General features: G+C 64.3%; 1 protein-coding gene. It reads right to left on the bottom strand.

Annotated features, from left to right (window positions below):
* Positions 1-59: 59 nt before the first annotated feature.
* On the bottom strand, positions 60-1,250 hold the full coding sequence (locus EN861_RS34230) for an integrase core domain-containing protein (RefSeq protein WP_135867834.1): 1,191 nt from the start codon (positions 1,248-1,250) through the stop codon (positions 60-62).
* Positions 1,251-1,329: the final 79 nt, after the last annotated feature.

The raw sequence follows: 1,329 nt of genomic DNA, 5'->3' as shown, positions 1-1,329 counted from the left end.
GTGTCCAGCCGATAGATGGGTAACAGATTGAACCGGATACATAGGTAACAGTTCTCCCCCTATGCATCCGCCGCAGCGCCAAGCGGTTTGGTTGGCGCGGCGCTGCGGCGGACGAGCTTCATACGTCTGGTGTCGATGATGCCAAGCGGATAATCATGGAAGGTAAGTGCCCATTGGCCGTCCTCGGCTTCGGTGGCCGCGACGGCTTCGCCGGCCAGTGATTGCGAGACATAGACGAAGCCGCCATTCCACCTGATCTCGCCATTGTGGCGCACCCAGCGAACCGCGGCCTCTTGCGGATAATCGGGCTCGGGTGGCGTCCTTGGCATGGCTCGTTGCGACGGGCGGTAATGCTGGGCTGGAGTGTCCATGGCAAGCGCCTCATGCGGACGCTCCTCATTGTAGCTGCGCCGGAAGGCTTCGAAGGCCCGGCCCTGAGCCGTTCTGTCGGCCTCCGGGTCCTTGGCCAGTGGCAGCATGGTCAGATGGAAGCGCTCGTGGCGACCGTTCTGCTGTGGCTTGCCGGGCGCGATCCGTTCCAGCGTGATGCCGAGCTTGATGAAGCGCACCGCAAGCGGCGTCAGCCCGGTGACGCCGGCCGACGCGAAGGGCGAGCCATTGTCGCTTCTGAAGCGATCCGGCAGGCCATGCTCCTCAAACAGCCGCTCGAACACCGGCCAGGCCTCGGCGTCCGCCGTCGAGCCCGTCGCTTCGAGCGCCAGAAGGTAGCGGCTCGAGGCATCCATCACCGTCAACGGATCGCAGCGCCACCCGTCGGCAGTCCGGAACCACCCCTTGTGATCGCCAGTCCACACCGCATTCGGCCCTTGCGGCTCCGGCCACGGTCCGTTGCCACAGGCTCGCAGACGTGGCCGCTTGCGGGCGCCGACAAGCCCGTGCCGTGCAAGGATCGCGCCCACCGTCGAGGCCGACGGCCAAACCAGCTCGGGAGCCGTGCGCTTGAGACGCGCCACGATCTTCTTTGGCCCCCACAGCGGATGCACCTCCTTGGCGGCAACGATCCGCTCCACCAGGTCCAGCGCCGTCGCCCGGCCGTGATTGAGCGGCGCGCGAGGCAGATCGTGCAAACCTTCCGGGCCGAACGCGCGATAGCGTCCAAGCCATTTGTAGCCGGTCTTGCGCGATATCCCATAAGACGCACAGAGCTCGATCATCGTCTCTTCACCCGAAAGGCAATCCACAACAAACCGTAGCCGCTCGTCCATGATCCCAGTTTCTCGCCAAACCATCGCCGGTCCTCCCGGCGGACAAGAAAACTGTCACCCATGCTATCGGTCCATTCTGTTACCTATCTATCCGGTTCGGACA

The sequence above is a fragment of the Mesorhizobium sp. M8A.F.Ca.ET.218.01.1.1 genome (genome assembly GCF_004791165.1).
Classification (GTDB): Bacteria; Pseudomonadota; Alphaproteobacteria; order Rhizobiales; family Rhizobiaceae; genus Mesorhizobium.
Note: the sequence above shows the minus strand (reverse complement) of the source record. Positions and strands in the feature narration are given on the sequence as shown.

Excerpts from the sequence above, each read along its gene's own strand:
- EN861_RS34230 (WP_135867834.1), bottom strand. The coding sequence starts at position 1,250 with ATGGTTTGGCGAGAAACTGGGATCATGGACGAGCGGCTACGGTTTGTT.